The organism is Neisseria sp. P0014.S009, assembly GCF_051958155.1.
GTDB classification, from domain to species: domain Bacteria; phylum Pseudomonadota; class Gammaproteobacteria; order Burkholderiales; family Neisseriaceae; genus Neisseria; species Neisseria flavescens_C.
Genome location: NZ_JBQCVS010000111.1, coordinates 1 through 279, shown reverse-complemented (window position 1 = coordinate 279; position 279 = coordinate 1). Strand labels below are relative to the sequence as shown.

At 54.5% G+C, this 279-nt stretch carries 1 protein-coding gene; it reads right to left on the bottom strand.

Annotation, left to right across the window (positions count from 1 at the left end):
• The coding region (locus ACTHS4_RS11905) for a hemagglutinin repeat-containing protein (protein WP_440365989.1) at positions 1-181 on the bottom strand (181 nt) is incomplete at its 3' end.
• Positions 182-279 lie beyond the last annotated feature (98 nt).

Genomic DNA, 279 nt, shown 5'->3' with positions numbered 1-279 from the left:
CAGTAATGTTGCTGCCTTGGACGGTAATGTCGCCCTCGCGGCTGCGGATATTGATGTCGCCACCGGCTTTCAGGCTGCTTTGCCGGCTTTGGCGGTAGTGTTGGTTTTGCTCTTTGCCGGCTTTGGCGGTAGTGTTGGTTTTGCTCTTTGCCGGCGGTTTTAAAGCCGAAACCGGCTTCAACGGACAAGAGGACGGCGCCCTGCTGTCCGGTTTGGTTTTTGACGGCGTCGGCCACTAAAAGTATGTTGTGGGAACAAGCCTATGCACTACGTATATAC